Below are 14,635 nucleotides of genomic sequence, written 5' to 3'. Positions count from 1 at the left end.
CGCGCGCCGCCTCACGCCCCGTGACGCAGCCACACCAGGAATTCGCGGTTGCCGTCCTGGCCCTCGATCGGCGAGTCGCACAGGCCGGCGCTGCGCAGGCCGAGCGCCTCGGCGGCGGCGACGACCGCGCGGCAGGCCTCGGCGTGGTCCTCGGGGTCGCGGACGATCCCGCCCTTGCCGACGCGGCCGGGGCCGAGCTCGAACTGCGGCTTGATCAGCGCGACGATGTCGGCGCGCGCGGCCAGGAACGGCAGCGCCGAGGGCAGCACCTTGGCCAGCGAGATGAAGGAGCAGTCGGCCACGGCGAGGTCGGCGGCCTCGGGGATCGCCTCGCGCGCGAGCGTGCGGATGTTGCTGCGGTCGAGCACGACGACCCGCGGGTCGCTCGCCAGCTTCCACGCCAGCTGGCCGTAGCCGACGTCGATCGCGTAGACCCGGGCGACGCCGGCCTGCAGCAGGCAGTCGGTGAAGCCGCCGGTCGACGCGCCGACGTCGAGGGCCACCCGGCCGGCGACGTCGAGGCCCGCGGGGGCGAAGCGGTCGAGCGCGCCGCGCAGTTTGAGTCCGCCGCGCGACACGTAAGGATGGTCGGCCACGCGGAGGCGCACCGGCGCGTCGGCGGCCACCAGCGCGCCGGGCTTGCTCTCGGTGTGGTCGCCGACGACGACCTTGCCGGCGATGATCAGCGCCTGCGCGCGCGAGCGGGAGTCACACAGGCCGCGGTCGACGACCAGCTTGTCGAGGCGGACGCGAGGAGGTTGCGGCACGGGGCCATGTCGTATATCGCAAGCCGCGTGCTGTGCACCTCGTCCCTCGGCGATCTCCGCCCCGGCGGCCTGGAGCGCGCCCTGCAGTGGTTCGTCGCCCCGCTGGACGGCCCGGTGGCGCTGTCCTTGCTGATCGTGGTCGTGTGTGGGCTGCTCGGGCTCGCGTGGCGCCGGCGACACCGGCCCCCCCGGGCGTAGGCCCACGGCACGCAGGTCCGCGTGATGTTTCGCCCATCGCCGGCGCCGTCCGCGAGGGTCGCGGCGGCCTCGTGGCGCTTGCTTACGCAAGTCACTTCGGTTAGCTTCCCGGGCCTCCAAGTTCTCCGGGGCAGTAGCTCAGCTGGGAGAGCGGTGCGTTCGCAATGCACAGGTCAGGGGTTCGATCCCCCTCTGCTCCACTCGAATCCGAGCCCGAAGTCGACCGACTTCGGGCTCGGGTCGCTTTCGGCGGCCCGCTTCGCTCGCGCGACGCCCGCGATCATGGCTTGAACCGGCTGCGCCGAGGTGCCAGGATCGGCGGACCTCACGCTCGCAGCCTCTCGGCTCATGTACAAGCTCTTCAAGCGCACATTCTACCCGGGCCACTTCGAGGTGCAGATGGCGGGCGCGTGCGACACCGGGATGTCGCGCGAGCACAACGAGGACGCGATCTCGATCCAGGAGGACGACGGTCGCGGCTACTACCTCGCCGTCGTGTGCGACGGCATGGGCGGGCACAACGCGGGCGAGCTGGCGTCGGCGCTCGCCGTCGAGAAGATCACCGCCTACATCGACAACAACTTCCGCAAGCAGGGCCCGCGCGAGCTGCTGTACCACGCCTTCCTGCTGGCCAGCACCGCGATCACCGAGTTCAGCGCCAAGAGCCCCGACACCGAGGGCATGGGCTGTACCTGCGTGATGGTCATGGGCATCCGCGACAAGATGTGGGTCGCGCACTCGGGCGACAGTCGGGCCTACCTCGTCGACAAGAAGGCCGCGACGCCGATCACCCTCGACCACACCATGGTCCAGGAGCTCGTGAGCAAGGGCGTGATCACCAAGGAGCAGGCCGCGGTGCACCCCTACCGCGGACGGATCTCCCGCTGCCTCGGGCACGGGCGCTCGAAGGGCGTGCCCGACATCAACGCCGGCATCATCGAGACCGGCGACAACATCCTGCTGTGCTCCGACGGCCTGTCGGATGTCGTGCCCAACGACGAGATGCACAGCATCATCACCCAGCACCACCCGCAGGAGGCCACGCGCCGGCTGGTCAACGCGGCCAACCGCCACGGCGGGCCCGACAACATCAGCGCGGTGCTGCTGCGCCGCGTGTGTTGAGCAGGCGACACCGATGTCGTGGGCGCGGCTGGGGCTCGTGGGGCTGTGCGCGTGTCGCCCGGCGGCGCCCGTCGAGCCGGCGCCGGAGCCGCCGCAGCTAGCCGAGCCGGCGCCTGCGCCCGAGCCCGAGCCCGAGTCTGTGGCGCCGGCCACGTACGAGCTCGACGGCAATCGCCTGGTCTTGCCGCGGCCGATCGAATTCGCGGCCACCTCCGACATCCCCGGCCGTGGGAGCGAGATCGCGCTGGGGTACGTCCGCAGCTACTTGCGGGCCAAATCGTCGGTGACGCAGGTTCGCATCGAGGGTCACTTCAGCGGGCCCGACGCGCAGGCGATGTCGGAGCGGCGGGCCCTGGCGGTCGCGCGTGAGCTCGTGCGCATGGGGATCGACTGCAAGCGGCTCGTGGCTGTCGGCTTCGGTGACAGCAAGCCGATCGCCGACGGCTCCACGCCTGCCGGTCGGGTGCAAAACATCCGGATCGAGGTCCACAACGTCGCATTGCTGGGGCGGCTCATCGCCGGCATGCCCGCCGATGGCGGCGGCAGGCCGGCCGGCGACCCGTGCTCGTGACATTTGCTTCGCGGGTCTCGCGGCCGTGACGAGGTTTGCAATGGCCTCGCCGCCTTGCTACCAAGCGCAGACGCATGTCTGCGGCCCATGACGACACGGTCCCGATCCCTCGCTTCGACCTGGCGGCGCGCCGGCGCACCCTGCCGCTGCTGCGGGCCATGCAGGAGCGCGTGCTCGTGTGCGACGGGGCGATGGGCACGATGATCCAGGCGCGCACGCTGACGGCCGACGACTACGGCGGCTACGACGGCTGCCCCGAGATCCTCGTGCGCACGCGGCCCGACGTCATCCGTGACATCCACGCCGCCTACTTCGAGGCCGGGGCCGACTGCGTCGAGACCGACACCTTCGGCGGCATGCCGCACGTGCTCGCCGAGTTCGACCTCGGCGACGAGTGCTACGCGCTCAACCGCCGCGCCACCGAGCTGGCCAAGGAGGTCGCGCTTCAGTACTCCACGCCCGAGCGGCCGCGCTTCGTGCTCGGCTCGATCGGCCCCGGCACCCGCCTGGTCTCGCTCGGGCACATGAGCTTCGACGACCTGCTGGCCGGCGTCATGCGCCAGGCCGAGGGCCTCATCGACGGCGGCGCCGACGGCCTCCTCATCGAGACCTGCCAGGACATCCTGCAGGTCAAGTGCGCGGTGCTGGCGGTCAACCGCGTCGCCCGCCAGCGCGGCGTCGAGATCCCCGTCATCGTCCAGGTCACCGTCGAGACTACCGGCACCATGCTGGTCGGCACCGACACCGCGGCCGCGCTGGTCGTCATGGAGTCGCTGCCGGTCGACGTCATCGGCCTCAATTGCGCCACCGGCCCCGACCTCATGGTCGAGCACGTGCGCCACCTCGGGCGCACCAGCACGCGCATGGTCTCGGTCCAGCCCAACGCCGGCCTGCCGCAGAACGTCGACGGCCGCGCGGTCTACCACCTCACCCCGGCCGAGCTGGCCAAGGCCCACCGCCGCTTCGCCGAGGAGTTCGGCGCCGGTTTGGTCGGCGGCTGCTGCGGCACCACGCCGGCGCACATCAAGGCGATCGCCGAGGCCGTCGCGGGCGTCAAGCCGCTGCCGCGGCCGGAGCGGTTCACGCCGCAGCTGGCCAGCCTCTACGGCGTCTGTCCTCTCGACCAGGACTCGGGCCCGCTGCTGATCGGCGAGCGCACCAACGCCAACGGCAGCCTCAAGTTCCGCGAGATGCTGCTGGCCGAGGACTGGGACGGCATCGCCGAGCTGGCCAAGGAGCAGCAGGCCGAGGGCGCGCACGTGCTCGACGTGTGCGTCGCCTACGTCGGCCGCGACGAGGTCCGCGACATGAGCGAGTGCCTCAAGAAGATCGTCCCGGCGGTGTCGCTGCCGATCATGATCGACACGACCCAGCTCGACGTGCTCGAGGCCGCGCTCAAGCTGATCGGCGGGCGGCCGATCATCAACTCGATCAACCTCGAGGACGGCGAGGGCAAGTTCGACAGGATCGCCGTGCTCGCCCGCGAGTACGGCGCCGCCCTGGTCGCGCTCACCATCGACGAGGTCGGCATGGCCAAAGACGCCGAGGGCAAGCTGCGGATCGCCAGGCGCATGCGCGACCTCGCGGTCGAGCGGCACGGCCTGCAGGAGTCCGACCTCGTGTTCGACCCGCTGACCTTCACGATCGCCCAGGGCGAGGAGGACAGCCGCAAGCTCGGCCTCGAGACGCTCGAGGGCATCCGCCTGATCGACACCCAGATCCCCGAGGCGCGCACGATCCTCGGCCTGTCCAACATCTCGTTCGGCCTCAAGCCCTACCCGCGGCAGATCTTGAACTCGGTCTACCTGGCCGAGGCGCGCGAGCACGGCCTCGACGCCGCGATCCTCAACGCCAAGAAGATCATCCCGACCCACAAGCTCAGCGAGGACGACCTCAAGGTCACGCGCGACCTGATCTACGACCGCCGCGCCGACGGCTACGACCCGCTGTTCGCGTTCATCGACCGCTTCGCCGGGGCCAAGAAGATCGAGTCGGGCCCGGCCGAGGACTCGCTGCCGCTCGAGGAGCAGATCAAGAAGCGGATCGTCGACGGCAACAAGGTCGGCTTCGACGTCCTGCTCGACCGCGCGCTGCAGGTCTACCCGCCGCTGCAGATCATCAACGAGATCTTGCTCGACGGCATGAAGACCGTCGGCGAGCTGTTCGGCGCCGGCAAGATGCAGCTGCCGTTCGTGCTGCAGTCGGCCGAGGCGATGAAGACGGCCGTGCGCCACCTCGAGCCGCACATGTCGAAGTCGGCCGGCCCGAGCAAGGGCTGCATGGTGCTCGCCACCGTCAAGGGCGACGTCCACGACATCGGCAAGAACCTCGTCGACATCATCCTCAGCAACAACGGCTACAAGGTCGTCAACCTCGGCATCAAGCAGACGATCGAGGCGATCCTCGCTGCCGCCGCCGAGCACAAGCCCGACACGATCGGCATGAGCGGCCTCCTCGTCAAGTCGACCGTCATCATGAAGGAGAACCTCGAGCGCATGCGCGAGCTCGGGTACACGATGCCGGTCGTCTGCGGCGGCGCGGCGCTCACCCGCGGCTACGTCGAGCACAACCTGCAAAACGCCTACAGCGGCCGCGACGAGGACCTGGCGGCCGGCGAGGCCGCGGGCGACGCCTCGCCGCAGCGGCAGGCCGAGTCGCGCCCGCGCTCGCGGGTGTTCTACGCCAAGGACGCGTTCGAGGGCCTGGCGCTGATGGACGAGCTGTGCGGGCACGTCTCGCCCGACAAGATCAACCTGACCGCGCCGAAGCGGATCAAGGCCTATCGCCAGACCACCCAGGAGGAGTGGGAGGCGCACATGCGCAAGGCCATGGAGACCTACGTCAAGAGCGAGGTCCAGCCGGCCACGCGGATCCCCAAGCCGCCGTTCTGGGGCGCGCGGGTGGTCGGCGCGGAGGAGCTGCAGCTCGGCGAGATCTTCCGCTACATGAACAAGAAGGCCCTCTACGTCGGCCAGTGGCAGTACCGCCGCGGCAAGATGAACGAGGAGGAGTACGAGGAGCTGCTCGAGAAGACGGTCGAGCCCAAGTTCCGCATGTGGTGCGAGCGCGCCGCCGCCGACAAGATGCTGCAGCCGCGCGTGGTCTACGGCTACTACCCGTGCCAGGCCGACCGCAACGACCTGCTGATCTACCCCGCGCCCGGCGAGCCCGACGACCGCACGCCGCGGGTCAAGATCACGTTCCCGCGCCAGCTCGACAAGGGCCGGCTGTGCATCGCCGACTTCTTCCGCAGCGTCCGCTCCGGCGAGCGCGACGTCATCGCCCTCACCTGCGTGACGATGGGCGAGGTCGCGACCCAGCACTGCCAGGAGATGTTCGCCGCCAACCGCTACGACGATTACCTCCACTTCTACGGCCTCGGCGTCGAGGGCGCCGAGGGCCTGGCCGAATTGTGGCACAAGCGGGTCCGCCGCGAGCTCGACATCGCCCAGGACGACAGCACCGACATCAAGGGCCTGTTCGGTCAGCACTACCAGGGCTCGCGCTACAGCTTCGGCTACCCGGCCTGCCCCCGCCTGGAGGACCAGGTCCACCTGTGCAAGCTTCTCCGCACCGAGGACATCGGCGTCACCCTCACCGACGAGGGCTTCCAGCTCGTCCCCGAACAGTCGACCAGCGCGATCATCGTCCACCACCCCGACGCCAAGTATTTCAATATTTAGTGCCCGCGCCATTCGCTGCAGGCCGGCGCGGGCGGCTTCTCGCCGCCCCGCCCGACTGCCATGATCGACCCCCATCGTCCCCATGGGCAAGGTCGATTATGAGAACCTCCTCGGGCGCGCCCAGGCGCTCGCCTCCTCGCCGGCCGTCGACCAGGCGCTCGCCGCCGACATCGTCAGGCTCCTGACCGCCGGCTCGCCGCAGCTGCGCAAACAGCTCGCGGAGCTCGTCCACGACCTCGAACGCAAGGCGACCGCCGCCGCCCTCGCTACCGCCGTCGACGCCGAACCTCCCGGCCCGCGCCGCGCCGACATCCTCGCCCTCGCCCGCCGCGGCCCGGCCGCCCGCGCCGAACTGCCCACATTATTAAAAATTCTCGACGGTGATGACGAGGAGCTGCGCAGCCTCGCCGCCGAGGCGATCGGCGCCGTCGCGCCCGGCGACGTCGAATCGCTGCCGCGACTGCTCACCGTGCTGTTCCAGCAGCCGCACCTCGACCTGCGAGCCAGGCGATACGCCCGCGCCGTCGCCTCCGTCGGGCCCGCCGCCGCGCCCGAGCTCTGCAACAAACTCGAGACCGGCGATTCATCGCAGCGCGCGCTCGCCGCCACCGCCCTGTGCGTGCTCTTCGTCGATTCACCGCAGTCGACCGCGCTGCCGCTCCTGCTGCGCGCGGTCGACGACAAGGAGCTCGGCGACGCCCGGGCCCACGCCGTCGCGGCGCTCGGCGCCCTCGCTGGAACTTCCGAGGTCGTACCACCGAAGCTCGGCGAGCTGCTCCGCGACCGCGACGTCCGCGTCAGTCGCGAGGCCGCCGTCGCCCTCGCGCGCATCGGCGCGAATGGGTCAGCCCTGCTGCTGCAAGCCTGCGCGAAGAAGACCCGCCCGCCCGCGCTCAAAAAGCTCGGCTGGGTGCTCGACGATCCGCCGCACGCCCTGCCCCTGCTGTTGCTGCTGCTCGGCGACGAGGGGCGCGACCTCGCCGACGACGCGACGCGCGCCCGGATCCAGCACTGCATCGGCCAACGCAGCAGCGCGCCGGCGCTCCTCTTGCACCGATTGGTCCGCGACAGGGACAGGGAGACCCGGCTGTCCATGGCGCTGAATCGAGCCGCGCCGCCCGAGATCTTCGCCATCCTGGCGAAGGATAAAATCGACGAGGTCCGCCGCCTCGTCGCCGACAATCGTGCCACTCCTGCGGTCGTGCTCGCGACCCTCGCCGCCGACAAGAGCGACGACGTGAAGCTCACCGTCGCCGAGAACCCGAACACCCCCGCGGAGGCGCTCGAGCTGCTCGTGAAGTCGAAGCTCCCGAAGATCGAGCGCCTCGTAGCGCGCCACAAGAACACCCCGCTCGCGCGGCTCGAGGCGTTCGCGGTCCACAAAGAGCCGCTCGTGCGCTGCGCCGTCGCGGGCAACCCCAACCTCCCCTATCCCCTGCTCGAGCAGCTCCGTCAGGACAAGACGCTCGAGCTGTCCGAGGCCGTCGCCATGCACCCGCACGCGCCCCTGAGCGTGCTCGAGGGCCTCGCCCGTCACCGCGAGCGCCGGATCCGCGCAGCCGTGGCGCTGAACCCGAAGTCGCCGACGGCGCTGCTCTGCGAGCTCGCCCAGGACAGTTCATCCGAGGTGAGGCGCAGCCTCGCCGAGAACCCGAGCACCCCGGCCGCCGTCTTGCGAGCGCTCGCCTCCGCCGCCCTGTACAAGGTCGACGAGGCGCTGGTCGACAACCCGCGCACCCCGCCCGCCGCGCTGGCGTTGCTCGCAAGCCGCGAGGAGGCATCGACCCGCCTCGCCGTACTCGCGCACGACAACCTCCCCGACGACGTGGTCGCGCGGCTCGCCACCGACACGGAAGCCCGGGTCCGTGCCACCGCGCTTCTGCGCATGGACCCGCGCCGCCCCTCCTGGGTCCATGTCGAGCCGTCGTGGGCCGAGTTCGGCGACCGCGGCGAGTAATCATTCACCCGGTTCGGCCCACGGCTTGCGATCTCGGCGAAGGGACGTCATCCTCGTCGATTGCAATGCGCCGCTGCGCCCTCCTCGCCCTCCTCGCCATCACCGGCTGTTACGCGCCCCTGGAGGACGAGGCCGACCTGTTCATGGTGCCGCCCGGCGTCGACGCCCTGGTGTGGGGCGTACCGCCCGGCGAGTACGACTACCTCGAAGGCGAACCCCTGGTCGTCCACGCATTTTTCAATTTCAGCGGCAAACTGAAGCGGCCGACCTGCGAGATCGCCGTCGCCGGCGACACTCCGACGATTCAGACCTCCGTCAAGTACAGGCGTCGCAGCGACGGCGCCCTCTGGCACGCCCAGGCGGTGTGCCAGACCGGGCCGCTGGACGCCGGCACCTATACGATCGTCTTCGACGGCCGCGAGCGCACCTTGACGATCCCCGGCACCGTCGAGCCGCCGTCCTTCTTGATCTTCGAGCCGTGACGATTCACCGCTTCAGCACCATCTCCGTCCCCGGCAGCTCGACCCGCTCGCGGAACCCGAAGTCTTCATAAAAGCGCTGGGCGTCCCGCGTCCGCAGGTGCACCCGCCGGCAGCCGCGCACCTGCGGGTGGTCGAGCAGCAACCTCACCAGCGCCTTGCCGAGCCCGCGGCCGCGCCACGGCCTCGCCACCGCGATGTCGAGCAAGTAAGCCCAGCGCGCCCCGTCGCCGAGCGCCCGCCCGGTTGCGATCAATCGGCCCTGCTCGTCCCGCGCCCCGACCCACGCCGACGAGGACACCTGACATCGCACGATCCTGTCCCGCGGGACATCCGCGTTCCAGTACTCGCCCTCGAGCAGCGCGACCGCCTCCGGAAGATCGCCCGCCCCGAGCGCGCAGCACAGCCGCGCCCCCTCCGGACACTCCTTTCTCGACAGAAATTCGGGCGCCGGCACGTTCGGGTTGGCTGCACGCACCAGGTCGACCGCGCGCGGGTCGCCGGGTTCGCCGCGCTGCCACAGGAATCGCAGCACCCTGGCGAGATCGTCGGCGCTGCGGTTCTGCCCCAGCTTGGCCTTGCCGTCGACCCGCTCGAGCCGCATGCGAATCACCGCGATCCCGCGCACCGCCCCGCGATAGCGCGGATCGTCGGCGGTGATCGGCGCGTACCCGCCTTCGGGCTGGTACTTCTCCATCAACGCTTGCAGCATGCGCGCCTTGGTGGCGGAATCTTCGACCGCCTCGAGCGTCCCGTGGGCCTGCGCGCTGCGGTAATACGTGGTCGCGGGGCAGGCCCGCTCGGGGTCGAACACGTGGCTGGGGATCGTCGCCACCATCTCGTCGGCGGCCATCACCGCCGCCTGCCCGACCGTCTCCGACTTCTCGCCGACGGGAGCCGCGTGAAAGTACAGCGCCTCGTCGAGCACCACCGCGTGGAGCGTGCGCAGCACCGGCTGTCCGCGCTCGCCCACGCTGGCCAGGCGGATCACCGGCGCCGTCGCCAGCAGCGCGATCGCCTCCTCGCGCGTCATCCCGAAGAACTCCTGCTTGCGCATGCCTCGAAGGTGACCGCACACTGGTCCATGAAAAAGGTCCAGTTCTTCCATGTCTGCTAGACCAGTTCGTCCGTGGCAGATCGCCGTCGACCTCGACCCGTCCGGCGATCTGCCGCTGTTCGTGCAGATCGCCCACGCCGTCTCGGCCGACATCCGGCGCGGCCGCCTGCGGCCCGGCGACCCGCTGCCCGGCAGCCGCAAGCTCGCCGAAGATCTCGGCGTGCACCGCAACACCGTGCTCGCCGCCTACCGCGAGCTCGAGTCCGAGGGGTGGATCGACAGCGCCCGGGCGCGCGGCACCTTCGTCTCGCGCACGCTCCCCGAGCCGACGCCGCGGCGCGCCGGCCAGGCGCTGCGCACGGGGGTCCCGGCCCGCCCCGCGTTCGACCTCGCGCCGGGCCCCGAGGGCTACTTCCCGCTGCCGCGCGCGCCCGGCCTCCTCACGCTGCCCGGCGGCGTGCCCGACGTCCGCCTCGTGCCCGCCGCCAGCCTCGCGCGCGCCTATCGCCGCGCCCTCGCGCGCCCCGACCTGCTCGGCTACGGCGACCCGCGCGGCCTCGACGAGCTGCGCCGCGCTCTCGCCGACATGCTCGCCGCCACCCGCGGCCTCGCCTGCGGCCCCGACGACCTCATCGTCACGCGCGGCAGTCAGATGGCCCTCTCGCTCGTCGCCCGCGCCCTGCTGCGCCCCGGCGACGTCGTCACCGTCGAGGATCCCGGCTACCGCCCCGCGTGGGAGGCCCTGCGCCTCACCGGCGCCAGGCTCGTGCCGATCGCCACCGACGCCAGCGGCCTCGACGTCGACGCCCTCGCCGCATTGCTCGCGCGCGAACCGGTGCGCGCCGTCTACATCACCCCGCATCATCAATACCCGACCACCGTCACCCTCGCCGCCGGTCGTCGCTTGCAATTGTTGGCCCTCGCCCGCGCCCATCGCCTGGCGATCCTCGAGGACGACTACGACCACGAATTCCACTACGAGGGCCGCCCCGTGCTCCCGCTCGCCAGCGGCGACGCGGCCGGCTCGGTCGTCTACATCGGCACGCTGTCGAAGGTGCTCGCCCCTGGCCTGCGGATCGGCTACCTCGTCGCGCCGCAACCATTGCTCGAGCGCGTGGTCGCCGTGCGCTCCTACACCGATCTCAACGGCGACCGCACCCTCGAGGCCGCCGCCGCCGAACTGCTCGTCAGCGGCGAGGTCGGTCGCCACATTCGCCGCGCCCGTCGCACGTACCAGGCCCGCCGCGACGCCCTGGTCGATGCATTGACCCATCGCCTCGGCGACGTCCTCCGCGTCACCCCGCCGAGCGGCGGCATGGCCCTGTGGGCCCGTGTCCATCGCGTCGACCCCACCGCCTGGGCCCGCGCCGCCCAGGGCCGCGGCGTCGCGTTCCAGGTCGGCCGTCAATTCAGCTTCGAGCAGCGCCCGCTGCCCCACGTCCGCCTCGGCTTCGCCGGCCTCGACGAACGCGGCCTCGGCGAGGCCGTCCGCCGCATGTCCCTCGCGCTCGCCGACCTGCGCAAGCAGCGCAGCGATGATTGTTAGAGACAGTATTTCCTCTCTGCACAATATTTCCTTTTTGGGAAATCAGTGGATTTCAGGAAATATTCTCTCGCGCATACACCCCCCGCGGATCGCGACCTCAAGCGATGGGAACGACGAGGAGTTCGAGGCGATTCCCACGTTCTGCGCGACCCTCGGGGAGCTCTTCGGCTCGTCGGCATGAGTGCGCCCTCGCGTGTGATAGCCTGCGCGTCGTCATGCCTCGCCTCCTGCTCGTCAGCAACTCCACGCTCCACGGCTCCGGCTACCTCGACCACTGCGCCGCCGCGATCGAGCAGTTCCTCGGCCGCGGCGTCGCGCGGGTCTTGTTCATCCCGTACGCGCTGCACGACCGCGACGACTACGCCGCGCAGGCGCGGGCGCGTCTGGTCGCGCTCGGCTACCAGGTCGACAGCCTGCACCACGCCGCCGACCCGCGGGCCGCCGTGCTCGCCGCCGAGGCCGTGTTCACCGGCGGCGGCAACACCTTCCGCCTGCTGAACCAGCTCTACGCCGACGGCGTGCTCGAGCCGCTGCGCGAACGTGTCCTTTCGGGCATGCCGTACATCGGCTCCTCCGCCGGCTCCAACATCGCCGGTCTGACGATCGGCACCACCAACGACATGCCGATCGTCCAGCCGCCGAGCTTCCGCGCGCTCGCGCTGGTGCCCTTCAACCTCAACACGCACTACCTCGATCCCGACCCCCGCTCGACGCACATGGGCGAGACCCGCGAGAAGCGGATCGAGCAGTTCCACGAGGAGAACCCGCAGGTCGTGGTCGGCCTGCGCGAGGGCTCGCTGCTCCTCCGCGAGGGCCCGCGCCTGAGCCTGCTCGGCGTCACCGGCGCGCGGATCTTCCGCGCCGGCCAGAAGCCCGAGGAGGTGCTCCCCGGCGCCGACCTGAGCGAACTGCTCGCGTGAGCGGTGCTATGTTGGAGCGGCCATGTCCGCCGTTCGCTATCGCGTCGAGTTCGCCGGACCGCGCTTCATCACCGTCGAGCGCCTCGGCGACCCGCCCGGCTGGTCGCTGCGCGTCGATGCCACCGAGGGCCTCGAGTCGCTGCTGCCGCGCGGCTGGGTCCACGCCCTCGGCGACGACCTCGTGCTCCTCTTCACCGAGGGCGAGCACACGCGCACCGGCGCCGCCCATCACCACCAGGTCCACCGGCTGACCCGCGACGGCCGCCTGTTGTGGTCGCTGCACGCCCGCGCCCTCGGCGAGCCCGTGCTGCACGACGGCTACCTCCTCCTCCCCGCCGCCCCGATCGCCGCCCGCGCCGTCGACGAGGAGCTGCCCGCGCTGCAGCTGCAGGTCCGCGACCCCGAGACCGGCGCCCTGCTCGCCACCTTCCCGATCCAGGCGCCCTCGATCCTCCGCAGCGCCTACCGCCACGCCGCCCGCGCCCTCGGAGCCCGCCTCAGCCCCGCCCCCCACGGCGTCCACGTGGCCGTGTCCGCATGGTTCACCGGCCCGCTCGCCCCGCCCCGTGGCGCCGGCGCGTTCGACGTCCTGCTCAAGCTCGACTGAATCCTCTCTCGACGGGCATGTCTCTTGAGACATGTCTCTAGCCACATGCCCTTCAGGGCACGTTCTTTCCGACATGTTCCTTGGACAAGGGTCAGTCGTCGGCCGCGCTGCCGGCGAACTCGCCCCAGCGCGGCAGGTCGAGCATGAGGCCGGCCCTGCGGCAGCGGCCGCGCCACTGGCGGAGATGCGACTCGAGCTGTTCGAGCTCGCGCTCGAGCTCGACCAGCTTCGCGGGCGCGGGGGCCTTGCGCAGCTCGGCCGCGCGGCGACGCAGCGCCTCGCCGCGGCCGACCAGCTCGCGGTCGCGCGCGACCAGGCGCTCGCGCGCGGCGTAGAACCCGTCGGCCGCGCCTTCCTCGTCGTCGTACGCCTCGTCGTCGCTCGGCCCGGCGTCGTCGACCTCGCGGACCATCCGCTGCAGCTCGGCGCGCAGCTTCTCGCGCTCGCGCTCGACCTGCGCCGCTTGCACGAGCACGGCCACCCGCGAGCCGCGGAAGTCGCGGGCGATGCTGCGCTCTACGGCCTCGCGGCGGCGCAGCAGCGCCTCGCCGTCGGCCTGCAGCTCGTCCTCGATCGCGCTCATCGCCGACCTCGCGACGTTGTACATGTCCCTAAACCCATGTTCCAAGCGCCACCTCGGCGGTGGCGCCGCGTGCGGACGACGGCGGCTCGAGTCGCGGGCATGACCCTGAAGTTGTAGCGGATCTGCGGGCCCGGCGGCGCCCCTACCGGGGCCTGCGCCCCCCGTGGCGCCGTGGGAATGAAGCTGCTATGGGTTCGCGCCATGACGATGCAAGGGAAACACGTGTTGATCACGGGCGGCAACACCGGGATCGGCAAGGCCACCGCCGTCGAGCTGGCGCGCATGGGCGCGTCGGTCACGATCACCTCGCGCGACCCCGCGAAGGGCGAGGCCGCGGTCGCCGACATCCGGCGGCTGAGCGGCTCCGACGCGGTCCAGGTCATGGGCCTCGACCTCGCCTCGCTGGCCGACGTGCGCCGCTTCGCGGGCGAGTACCTGGCGGGCCACCCGCGCCTCGAGGTCCTGATCAACAACGCCGGCCTGATGTTGAGCGACCGCAGCGAGACCGTCGACGGCTTCGAGACTACCTTCGGCGTCAACCACCTCGGTCACTTCCTGCTGACCCACCTCCTGCTCGAGCGCCTCAAGCAGAGCGCGCCCTCGCGGATCGTCGTGCTCGCGTCCGACGCCCACCGCATGGCCCGCGGCCTCGACTTCGACGACCTGCAGGCTCGCCGCAAGTACAGCGGCCTGCCGGTCTACTGCCGCTCCAAGCTGGCCAACCTCCTGTTCACGCTCGAGCTCGCCGAGCGCCTGCGCGGCACCGGCGTCACCGTCAACGCCGTGCACCCCGGCGTCGTCCGCTCCGGCTTCGCCCGCGACGGCGACACCCGCGGGCTCTACAGCTTCCTCTTCGGACTGGCCGGGCGCTTCATGCTCAGCCCCGAGCAGGGCGCGCGCACCTCGATCCACGTCGCCAGCGCCCCCGAGCTGGAGACCACCACCGGCCTGTACTTCGCCCGCTCCAAGCTGCGTCACCCCACCCGCTACGCCCTCGACCGCAACGCCGCCCTCCGCCTGTGGGAGATCTCCGAGCAGCTCACCGGCATCGCCACCTCGGCCGCCGCCTGACCCAAGAGACAGCTCACTCCGCGCCGAGAGCAGCGCGACCGGACGCGCCGTCAGGCCCGTCCGGTCGCGTGCTC

Annotated in this window: 13 protein-coding genes and 1 tRNA gene; 11 read left to right on the top strand and 3 right to left on the bottom strand. The window is 71.2% G+C overall.

What is annotated here, in order from left to right; all coding sequences use genetic code 11:
* Positions 1 to 11: 11 nt before the first annotated feature.
* Positions 12 to 767, bottom strand: a complete 756-nt coding sequence (locus K7C98_RS01505) for a TlyA family RNA methyltransferase (RefSeq protein WP_224189678.1) — start codon at positions 765 to 767, stop codon at positions 12 to 14.
* A 6-nt stretch (positions 768 to 773) separates the two neighbouring features.
* On the opposite strand from K7C98_RS01505, the gene K7C98_RS01500 reads away from it, so the two are divergent.
* The 7 genes from K7C98_RS01500 to K7C98_RS01470 all read left to right on the top strand — a co-directional run bounded on the left by K7C98_RS01500 (position 774) and on the right by K7C98_RS01470 (position 8,780).
* A complete protein-coding gene (locus tag K7C98_RS01500) occupies positions 774 to 965 on the top strand; it encodes a hypothetical protein (RefSeq protein WP_224189677.1) in 192 nt (63 codons plus the stop codon).
* 127 nt (positions 966 to 1,092) lie between these two features.
* A tRNA-Ala gene (locus tag K7C98_RS01495) sits at positions 1,093 to 1,165 on the top strand.
* Between the two features lie 148 nt (positions 1,166 to 1,313).
* On the top strand, positions 1,314 to 2,087 hold the full coding sequence (locus K7C98_RS01490) for a PP2C family protein-serine/threonine phosphatase (protein WP_224189676.1): 774 nt from the start codon (positions 1,314 to 1,316) through the stop codon (positions 2,085 to 2,087).
* Between the two features lie 13 nt (positions 2,088 to 2,100).
* A complete protein-coding gene (locus tag K7C98_RS01485) occupies positions 2,101 to 2,658 on the top strand; it encodes an OmpA family protein (protein WP_224189675.1) in 558 nt (185 codons plus the stop codon).
* Positions 2,659 to 2,732: 74 nt separating this feature from the next.
* Complete coding sequence (gene metH / locus K7C98_RS01480; protein WP_224189674.1) at positions 2,733 to 6,341, top strand: methionine synthase; 3,609 nt, start codon at positions 2,733 to 2,735, stop codon at positions 6,339 to 6,341.
* An 82-nt stretch (positions 6,342 to 6,423) separates the two neighbouring features.
* The gene (locus tag K7C98_RS01475; RefSeq protein ID WP_224189673.1) at positions 6,424 to 8,298 is read left to right on the top strand and encodes a HEAT repeat domain-containing protein; all 1,875 of its coding nucleotides are present in this window, start codon (positions 6,424 to 6,426) and stop codon (positions 8,296 to 8,298) included.
* A 65-nt stretch (positions 8,299 to 8,363) separates the two neighbouring features.
* On the top strand, positions 8,364 to 8,780 hold the full coding sequence (locus K7C98_RS01470) for a hypothetical protein (protein WP_224189672.1): 417 nt from the start codon (positions 8,364 to 8,366) through the stop codon (positions 8,778 to 8,780).
* Positions 8,781 to 8,784: 4 nt separating this feature from the next.
* On the opposite strand, the gene K7C98_RS01465 is transcribed toward K7C98_RS01470, so the two are convergent.
* Complete coding sequence (locus K7C98_RS01465) at positions 8,785 to 9,834, bottom strand: GNAT family N-acetyltransferase (protein ID WP_224189671.1); 1,050 nt, start codon at positions 9,832 to 9,834, stop codon at positions 8,785 to 8,787.
* 49 nt (positions 9,835 to 9,883) lie between these two features.
* Here K7C98_RS01465 and K7C98_RS01460 point away from each other — a divergent pair, with 49 nt between their 5' ends.
* The 3 genes from K7C98_RS01460 to K7C98_RS01450 all read left to right on the top strand — a co-directional run bounded on the left by K7C98_RS01460 (position 9,884) and on the right by K7C98_RS01450 (position 12,907).
* The gene (locus K7C98_RS01460) at positions 9,884 to 11,380 is read left to right on the top strand and encodes a PLP-dependent aminotransferase family protein (RefSeq protein ID WP_224189670.1); all 1,497 of its coding nucleotides are present in this window, start codon (positions 9,884 to 9,886) and stop codon (positions 11,378 to 11,380) included.
* 215 nt (positions 11,381 to 11,595) lie between these two features.
* Positions 11,596 to 12,300 (top strand): dipeptidase PepE, encoded by a 705-nt coding sequence (gene pepE, locus K7C98_RS01455; RefSeq protein WP_224189669.1) that lies wholly within the window; start codon positions 11,596 to 11,598, stop codon positions 12,298 to 12,300.
* A 22-nt stretch (positions 12,301 to 12,322) separates the two neighbouring features.
* Positions 12,323 to 12,907, top strand: coding sequence for a hypothetical protein (locus K7C98_RS01450; protein ID WP_224189668.1), 585 nt, complete (start codon positions 12,323 to 12,325; stop codon positions 12,905 to 12,907).
* 91 nt (positions 12,908 to 12,998) lie between these two features.
* Here K7C98_RS01450 and K7C98_RS01445 read toward each other — a convergent pair whose 3' ends face one another.
* Positions 12,999 to 13,514 (bottom strand): hypothetical protein, encoded by a 516-nt coding sequence (locus K7C98_RS01445; protein ID WP_224189667.1) that lies wholly within the window; start codon positions 13,512 to 13,514, stop codon positions 12,999 to 13,001.
* Positions 13,515 to 13,691: 177 nt separating this feature from the next.
* Here K7C98_RS01445 and K7C98_RS01440 point away from each other — a divergent pair, with 177 nt between their 5' ends.
* On the top strand, positions 13,692 to 14,561 hold the full coding sequence (locus K7C98_RS01440) for an SDR family oxidoreductase (protein ID WP_224189666.1): 870 nt from the start codon (positions 13,692 to 13,694) through the stop codon (positions 14,559 to 14,561).
* The last annotated feature ends 74 nt before the right edge of the window (positions 14,562 to 14,635 follow it).

The sequence above is a fragment of the Nannocystis pusilla genome (assembly GCF_020073745.1).
Lineage (GTDB): Bacteria > Myxococcota_A > Polyangia > Nannocystales > Nannocystaceae > Nannocystis > Nannocystis radixulma.
The sequence above is the reverse complement of the archived record's forward strand: the minus strand, read 5'-3'. Positions and strand labels throughout refer to the sequence as shown.

What these genes read in the sequence shown, in the direction of transcription:
- K7C98_RS01500 (WP_224189677.1), top strand. Translation starts at nt 774, where the DNA reads ATGTCGTATATCGCAAGCCGCGTGCTGTGCACCTCGTCCCTCGGCGAT.
- K7C98_RS01490 (WP_224189676.1), top strand. Translation starts at nt 1,314, where the DNA reads ATGTACAAGCTCTTCAAGCGCACATTCTACCCGGGCCACTTCGAGGTG.
- K7C98_RS01485 (WP_224189675.1), top strand. Translation starts at nt 2,101, where the DNA reads ATGTCGTGGGCGCGGCTGGGGCTCGTGGGGCTGTGCGCGTGTCGCCCG.
- metH (WP_224189674.1), top strand. Translation starts at nt 2,733, where the DNA reads ATGTCTGCGGCCCATGACGACACGGTCCCGATCCCTCGCTTCGACCTG.
- K7C98_RS01475 (WP_224189673.1), top strand. Translation starts at nt 6,424, where the DNA reads ATGGGCAAGGTCGATTATGAGAACCTCCTCGGGCGCGCCCAGGCGCTC.
- K7C98_RS01470 (WP_224189672.1), top strand. Translation starts at nt 8,364, where the DNA reads ATGCGCCGCTGCGCCCTCCTCGCCCTCCTCGCCATCACCGGCTGTTAC.
- K7C98_RS01465 (WP_224189671.1), bottom strand. Translation starts at nt 9,834, where the DNA reads ATGCGCAAGCAGGAGTTCTTCGGGATGACGCGCGAGGAGGCGATCGCG.
- K7C98_RS01460 (WP_224189670.1), top strand. Translation starts at nt 9,884, where the DNA reads ATGTCTGCTAGACCAGTTCGTCCGTGGCAGATCGCCGTCGACCTCGAC.
- pepE (WP_224189669.1), top strand. Translation starts at nt 11,596, where the DNA reads ATGCCTCGCCTCCTGCTCGTCAGCAACTCCACGCTCCACGGCTCCGGC.
- K7C98_RS01450 (WP_224189668.1), top strand. Translation starts at nt 12,323, where the DNA reads ATGTCCGCCGTTCGCTATCGCGTCGAGTTCGCCGGACCGCGCTTCATC.
- K7C98_RS01445 (WP_224189667.1), bottom strand. Translation starts at nt 13,514, where the DNA reads ATGTACAACGTCGCGAGGTCGGCGATGAGCGCGATCGAGGACGAGCTG.
- K7C98_RS01440 (WP_224189666.1), top strand. Translation starts at nt 13,692, where the DNA reads ATGACGATGCAAGGGAAACACGTGTTGATCACGGGCGGCAACACCGGG.